At 56.9% G+C, this 7,036-nt stretch carries 7 protein-coding genes and 1 pseudogene; 5 read left to right on the top strand and 3 right to left on the bottom strand.

The annotated features are described in order from the left end of the window. Together Q0R02_RS07675 and Q0R02_RS07670 are read left to right on the top strand one after the other, a co-directional pair. Nucleotides 1-242, top strand: a 242-nt coding sequence (locus Q0R02_RS07675) for a hypothetical protein (RefSeq protein WP_293882140.1), incomplete at its 5' end; no start/stop codon positions are given. Between the two features lie 166 nt (nt 243-408). Further along, nucleotides 409-855 carry a hypothetical protein gene (locus tag Q0R02_RS07670; RefSeq protein WP_293882138.1) on the top strand — a complete coding sequence of 149 codons (447 nt, stop codon included), beginning with the start codon at nt 409-411 and terminating at the stop codon, nt 853-855. Between the two features lie 27 nt (nt 856-882). On the opposite strand, the gene Q0R02_RS07665 is transcribed toward Q0R02_RS07670, so the two are convergent. Further along, the gene (locus Q0R02_RS07665) at nt 883-1,416 is read right to left on the bottom strand and encodes a hypothetical protein (RefSeq protein ID WP_293882136.1); all 534 of its coding nucleotides are present in this window, start codon (nt 1,414-1,416) and stop codon (nt 883-885) included. Further along, nucleotides 1,413-2,621, bottom strand: a complete 1,209-nt coding sequence (locus Q0R02_RS07660; protein ID WP_293882134.1) for a GNAT family N-acetyltransferase — start codon at nt 2,619-2,621, stop codon at nt 1,413-1,415. Before Q0R02_RS07660 ends, Q0R02_RS07665 begins: the two co-directional genes overlap by 4 nt. A 124-nt stretch (nt 2,622-2,745) precedes the next feature. On the opposite strand from Q0R02_RS07660, the gene Q0R02_RS07655 reads away from it, so the two are divergent. Continuing rightward, nucleotides 2,746-3,744 carry a LysR family transcriptional regulator gene (locus tag Q0R02_RS07655; protein ID WP_293882132.1) on the top strand — a complete coding sequence of 333 codons (999 nt, stop codon included), beginning with the start codon at nt 2,746-2,748 and terminating at the stop codon, nt 3,742-3,744. Between the two features lie 150 nt (nt 3,745-3,894). Here Q0R02_RS07655 and Q0R02_RS07650 read toward each other — a convergent pair. Then, nucleotides 3,895-4,381 (bottom strand): annotated as a pseudogene (locus Q0R02_RS07650) (transposase); the annotation flags it as partial. Here Q0R02_RS07650 and Q0R02_RS07645 point away from each other — a divergent pair. Both Q0R02_RS07645 and Q0R02_RS07640 read left to right on the top strand, forming a co-directional pair. Further along, nucleotides 4,346-6,838 carry a TonB-dependent receptor gene (locus Q0R02_RS07645; protein WP_367271445.1) on the top strand — a complete coding sequence of 831 codons (2,493 nt, stop codon included), beginning with the start codon at nt 4,346-4,348 and terminating at the stop codon, nt 6,836-6,838. The pseudogene Q0R02_RS07650 and the gene Q0R02_RS07645 sit on opposite strands and share 36 nt — an antisense overlap. Continuing rightward, on the top strand, nt 6,832-7,036 hold a 205-nt coding region (locus tag Q0R02_RS07640; RefSeq protein ID WP_293882130.1), incomplete at its 3' end, for a hypothetical protein. The genes Q0R02_RS07645 and Q0R02_RS07640, both read left to right, overlap by 7 nt.

Raw genomic sequence — 7,036 nt, 5'->3', positions numbered from 1 at the left:
TGAATGTCGCGAGTGGCACCGAGCATTGGCAAGTTGGCGAAAGCCGTCGGACATTACTTGTGGCTTCATTGATGACGACGAGCGGCGAGATATCCGTGAAAATTCGCGAACTGTCGGTCACGCAGGCTATGCTAACGGGGGTCGGTCTGCCGCGAAGCGGAACAGATGTCATCCTTAAGCGTCGGAATTTTAATGTGTTTGCGATGATTTGCTCGTCAGATGGCAGTCGTTGCGAGCTATAATGTTCGCAGAACCACTCAACCCTGAAAACCTCAAGGTGGAGTTTGGGCCAGCGGGTCAGGGAACAAGCGTTCCTGCCAGGACGCGCCTTGCCAATCCGGCGCGGTGAGGACCTGTCCGCTACGATGCCTTCTGACTTCAAGCGAACTGTCCACGTGCGCCAGCTTGATGACCGAGGCAGGAAAATGCTCGATTGAAATCAAATCCTCGGATTTGGCTCTCTCTTGGCAGGTCATTGCAAGAGATGGCACGGGAGCAGATCACGCTTCCCCTTGCCACTACAGAGCTTTCCAGAAGCTTATGGCCGGGCGCAATATAATTCTGTGTTCGAAAATATCGGCTCATTTGATTGCGTTCATAAAGAACTCATCTACCAAGCCGTATATAAGAGATAAGACGTATTGGAGGATTTCTATGACAATTAAGGGTAGACGAATCAAGCCTGATGTAGGTGAGATGCGAACGGCTGCTCATGTGAAAATGGAAGATGCGCTTAAGCTCCTCGACACGACTGGTGATACAGAGCCCGCCATGCATCTTGACTATGCCATTATGTCTCTGGGCCTGCGTACAGACGATGCGGTAAAAACTATTATCGAAAGCTCGATTGGTTAGGCTATCGCGACTTTGTCGTTATTGTGGTTAACGGAACGCGGCGTGCGAAAGCCCGATTAGCGTGATTGACCAACGAGCAGCCAGATCATCGAGATACGCCTTTATTGAAATCGAGGTTTCGCTGCTCAGCTGGAGATAGATTTTCCTTTTATCCAGCGGGACCGGAATTCGCAAAATCATCCCCTTTGCTGTTAGCATCGCAATACAGCGCAAACCCGTGGTTGGCGGAATATTGGCAGCAACCGTCGCGCTCGAAACTGATATCGGGCGTGACTCAGTCTCAGCCAGAAAGAGGTCCAATAATATATCCCAGACGGGATCAGCAAAAAGAGCGGGGGCGAAATGCTTTTCCCGATGTCGGCGATCGGCAACCAAACGCTTCACTAAAGCTGCATATGTCATGATCGACGGATTGGAAACGACAGCGAAGCCGATCAACTCATTGTGCGGATCTCCGCCGGTCGCGAGATCAGTTAGTCGGGCGGCAATTTTCAGTAGCTCTTCGTTGACCGGGCTTCTGGGTGGCGCCCGGTGATGAAGATCGGCTGGCAGCGCGTTCATCGTCCCAACATCCTTTTGACTTTGTGATCAATCAAGGCTTTTCTGTTGTTGCGGGGGTGCATTTGCGCTCGATCGAGAGGCCCTAATCGGTCCCAGTCGCCCTCCGGACGCACCGTCACCATCGGGTCTGCGCCAAATCTGATGGCATCCGAGGATGGTTCTATGTCCATTTCAAGTTCCCGAAATTCGATGTCAGAGAAGCTAAATGTCGGTCGGTTCGGAACGGGACGAGCGCCGAAGCGGCACCAGAGCGGGACTAGGTCTGCTCGGGCGTGGGCGTAGAGTCGCCGAAATCCTTTTTGGCGGCAGTGCTCGATCGATGCGTAGGCAATATGATACATCAAGCGCGTGTTTCGATATTCGCTGCGTACTGCCATGCGTTCCAGTTTGGCAAAGTCGCCAAAATAGCGGATGCGCACACAGCCTCCGATGTCGCCGTCGATGCAACCCATGAGGTGGGTTCCGCAAAAGTCATTGCCGTCAAACTCTTCATCATAGGTCGCGAACTGTTCGGCCATGTACGTGGCTGACCGCACCGAAAAAACCTTCATCATATCGTCCATGGTGCGGGCAACCTGGACCGTGATTTTGGATTTGGCAGGTGCTGCGACAGAAGGAGTACAGCTTGGCAAAATGACGAGGAGCCAGTCGGGGGCGGCGGGGAAAAAAGGCGCTGCCTGAATGAGGCCAATCTCGAGGAGAATCCGATTTGATGCGGTGTTGGCTGGACGGGCGAACACCGGAATGTTTCCTCCGAGCAAGACGACTTCCTGCACGAGACGCAGCCCCGTACTCATACGGCCGGGCGTGAAAACCAGCCAAATGTAGGTCGCCTCTGCCGTCTCGCCGGGACGACAGATCCAGGTAGGACAAGGCGCGATCCCGTCGAACCGTCCGTCGATAAGGGCCGCTGCACCCTCAGCATTCAAAGGAAGATAAGCCAGCATTGCCGCATCCGCTGAATCTGATCCGTTTCGGATGAGTCTAAATATTTCGGGATTGCGGTTCCAGATCGCGTCGATGACCAAACCATCGGCAATCGGTAAAACTTTTCGAGCTATTTTCAGTGCGTTAACGACTTCAACTTTGGTCGCGATCTCAATCGCCATTGATGGAATGGCTGTTCTGGCTACCATTTTGTAAAAGGATTTACTGAAAGAGATTTGTGCAGTGCTCGGATCGGGCGTTGCAAAGTCAATGTTCATTGCACCATTCTCTCATAAACGCGGTGCGGGGCGCTGCCGCGTTAGGGGCAATATAATCATGCATAGACTCAGTTCAGCTATCCAAAATAATGAACACTCTGTTGAGGGTATTCAAACCTCAAATATGACTACGACCGAAACCAGTTTTAAGTACGACGATGTGCAAGCGTTCATAGATATTGGGGATGCAGGAAGTTTTACCGCAGCCGCCAGCAAGTCCCGAGCATCCATCAACACGTTAAGAATGCGTCTCAGCCGACTTGAGAAACAGTGTGGGGAGACATTCTTTTTACGTTCAGCGCGGGGCTTGAAAATCACCGAGCCAGGCATTCGATTCAGGCGCGAGATATTATCGCAACGAGCTTGGAAGCGCGAAAACTTGATGGACCAAGTGTCGTCCTCTCTTGTTAGGCAAGGAGAGATTCGGATTGGTGCCAGCGAAGCGCTTGGATCAGGATGGCTAACTCCAAGGTTGCTTGAATTGCACGCGGCCTGTCCCTCTCTAACCATCTCCTTAATTTGTGACAACGATTTGGAGTCGGACCGAAGTTCAGAACTCGATGTGGCGATCGTCTGGACGCCGCCCAAGAACAGCGACCTCATCGTGGCTAAACTCGCCACGCTGCATTTCATGCCCTTTGCGTCACGTGGCTACATTGATACATATGGCATTCCGACCTCGATCGAAGATCTCCGCAATCATCAATTCGTTGAGCAGGTTGCTCCAGGCGTCAAATCGAGCTTGCTCGATCAATTGATTGGGACAGACCGTCCGCCGGGTTTCTTACCCGTCAGGACTAACTCCAGCCTCGCGTTGTTTTGGGCGGTAGCTAACAATGCCGGGATCGCTTTTATGCCAACCTACGCCCTTGGCGTCACGCGCAAGCTGATCCCGATCGACCTCCCCTTTCGGCTGAAGTTCGACATTTTTTACTATTATCATCCCGAAGCAAAAGGGTCGCCGCCGATCAGGGCTGCCGTCGACTGGCTAAAGCGGCTGTTCGACCCGCAGGTGTATCCCTGGTTCCAATCCAATTTTGTCCACCCGCGTGATTTTGCATCATCGCACGGGGAAAACGTTGTTCGGCTCTTTGAGCCTCTTATCGGGGAAGAGGTAATTTGAAGCTGACCTTTCGCGCGTAGTGGCGATAGGTAATTCCATTCTTTTTCAAAAAAAAGAGCTTCGGCAGCAGTGGCAGCCGAAGCTCTCTTTGAGGTGGTCCCGCCTGTTTGGACAGTTTGGCGGCGAAGTTAAGCTAATCCCGGGTTTTGATTATGCCGCCAGTTGGAGTGTTGCCGGTGGCGGGGCGAGCCCCGCCACCAGTTGCATTTTGTTTGTCCCATAGGCCTCATCCGGGGTCTGGCCTTGCAAGCCCCGAGTGCGGCCGATCCGCGTTGTAATAGCCGATCCATCGGGTCAGCCCGACCCGCAGCTCGGACCCGGTCTCGAACGCATGGAGATAGACGCACTCGTACTTCAGCGATCGCCACAGGCGTTCGATGAACACGTTGTCTATCCAGCGGCCGCGACCATCCATGCTGATGCGGATTTCGGCGTCCTTCAGCAAGGCGGTGAAGGCAAAGCTGGTGAACTGGCTGCCCTGGTCGGTGTTAAAGATGTCGGGGGTGCCGAAGCGCGCCAGCGCTTCCTCCAACGCCATCACGCAAAAGCCGACGTCCATCGTGTTCGACAGCCGCCACGCTAGCACTTTGCGCGTCGCCCAATCCATGATGGCGACCAGGTACAAGAAGCCGTCCTGACGACACTGCCGCAGAGTTTTGGCGGCGGCCCCAACGAGGCGACGGCGCAGCAAAGTATCCGCAGTGGCGCCAGCAACAATTCGACATTCGGTTCGAGCATCAACCTGCGCGGACTCGGTCCCACGTCGACGCTGACCCTGTACGATGGCGTCCGCCCCGCGCTCGCCGGCGCCAACGGCTCCTTCGCCGATATCTCGCTGATCCCGTCGGTGGCGATCGACCGGATCGAAGTGCTGACCGACGGTGCGTCGGCGATTTACGGAACCGACGCGGTCGCCGGCGTCGTCAACATGCGTTTTCGCAACCGCTTCGAGGGGTTCGAGACACGGCTGCGCGGCGCGACAGCGGATGGTGACTTTGGCGATCATCAGCTCGGGCAAATCGCCGGGAAACGCTGGTCGAACGGCGGCGCCATGGTCGCGCTCGAATATACGCGGAGCGGACGCCTGGCTGCCAGCGACCGACCGTATGTTGCCGAAGACTTACGCCCTTTCGGCGGACCCGACTATCGGTCGGATTATGGCAATCCGGGAACGATCATCGCCGATGACGGCAGCATCTACGGCATCCCCACCGGCCAGAACGGGACGAAACTCACGGCCGCGCAGCTTATCCCCGGACAGCAGAATCGTCGTGATCTGCAGCAGGCCTATGACGTCCTGCCCTCGCAAAAAACGCTCAGCGGCTATGCATCGATAGACCAGGACATCGGCCATGGCCTGTCGCTTTTCGGTAACGGTTTTTACGCACGGCGCAGCTACGACGCGCGGCAGCGTCAATATGGGCCATCGACGGTTACCGTTCCGGTTTCCAACGCCTTTTACGTCGATCCGATCGGCACACATCAGCCGGTCAGCGTGGACTATGATTTTCTCCCCGATTTTGGCCTCGAAACGCACAGCGGCATGGTCAATGCGTTCGGACTGGTTGGCGGCGTCAAGGCCGACTGGGCGGGATGGACGATCGACCTTACCGGTAGCTATGGCCATCAGCGCGAGACGCTCGTGCGGGGCAATGTCATCAACGACACGCGGCTTGCCGCGGCGCTCGCGGACTCGAACCCGGCAACGGCATTCAATGTTTTCGGCGACGGCAGCAACACCAATCCGACGACCATCGCTGCGGTGCGCGGTAGTTTTTCGCAGGCCAGCATCGCGAAAAACTGGTCCGCAGGGCTTCATGCCGATGGCACTTTATTCGATCTGCCGGCGGGAAGCGTCAAGCTGGCCACGGGGCTCGACCACCGCGACGAGCGACTGGCGTTCTCGGCGACGTCGGACCGACGCGCCACGATTACGCATCCGATGCTGGCAGGGCTTCCCGGCCAGCGCGGCATCAACTCGATCTATGGCGAACTGTCGGTGCCGCTGCTCTCGCCTGCTATGGTATCATGGTTTCCGGGAACGCTGACGCTCTCGCTTGCCGGTCGCATCGAACATTACAGCGATTTCGGCACGACCAGAAATCCGAAGATCGGGCTCGACTGGCAGCCGACGCCGGGTCTGTCGGTGCGTGCATCCTATGGCTCCTCTTTCCGTGCACCCACTTTCGACGAACTGATCGGGACCTCGCAAAACCTCTATCTTCCGATCGCGCTGCCCGATCCCAAATCACCGACAGGACAGACGAATGTGCTCGAGCTTGCCGGCTACCCCGCGAATCTGGGCCCCGAACGGACGCGGACATTGACGCTGGGGATCGATGCGCGACCGGCGCTCGTGCCGGGGCTGACGGCTTCCGCCACTTACTTCAGGATCGACTATCGCGACCGGCTCGTGTCGACGTCGGACGATATCTTCAACTATCTCGTCCGTCGCGACGTCTATCAATCGCTGATTCAGGACAATCCCCCGGCAGCACTGGTGGCCAGCTATTACGCCGATCCGCTGTTCCAGAATCCGTTCAACATCGCCGCATCGGATATCCAGGCCATCGTTACCGGCTATACGCTCAACCTTGCACGCGTCGTCATCGACGGGTTCGATTTCGATATCGGCTATGCCCATGATCTCGGGTCGGGGAAGGCATCGATCGGTGTCTCGGGCACGCGGCTTTTCCATATCAACCAGCGGATCACGCCGACGGCTGCCGTCAACGACATCGTCGGAATGGTCGGCGGTCCTGTCAAGCTGCGGGCGCGCGGGCGCGCGTCATGGTCGAACGACGTTTTCGACGCGTCCGCCTTTGTCAACTATACCGATGGCTACACCAACCAAACGGTCACGCCGAATGAGCACATACGGCCGTGGACCACGGTCGACCTGCAGGTCGGCGTCAGCGTCCCCGCGCCGGGGCCAGCCAAATCGATGCGGCTGTCGCTGAGCGCCACCAACGTCTTCGATCGCGACCCGCCCTATGCCAATCTGCCGCTGTTCGATTCGGCGCTCGGCTATGATCCCGAACAGGCGAGTGCGATCGGGCGAGTCATCGCCGTTCAGGCAATCATTGGATGGTGATCGGGCTTGCCGCACTGGCGCTCGCGGCATCGCGCGTGCCGGTTTCGGCGCACGATCTCGTCGAAATGACCGAGATCGCCAACATTTCGGTATCGCCCGATGGCAGCGCTGTCGCCTTCCGGACCGCGCGCGCATCCGTCGCATGCAATTGCACCCGAACCGCCTGGTTCGTCGTTCCTGTCGACGGCAAGACTGCGG

This window comes from Sphingomonas sp. (assembly GCF_025353885.1).
In the GTDB taxonomy this organism is placed as follows: domain Bacteria; phylum Pseudomonadota; class Alphaproteobacteria; order Sphingomonadales; family Sphingomonadaceae; genus Sphingomonas_O.
The sequence above is the reverse complement of the archived record's forward strand: the minus strand, read 5'-3'. Positions and strand labels throughout refer to the sequence as shown.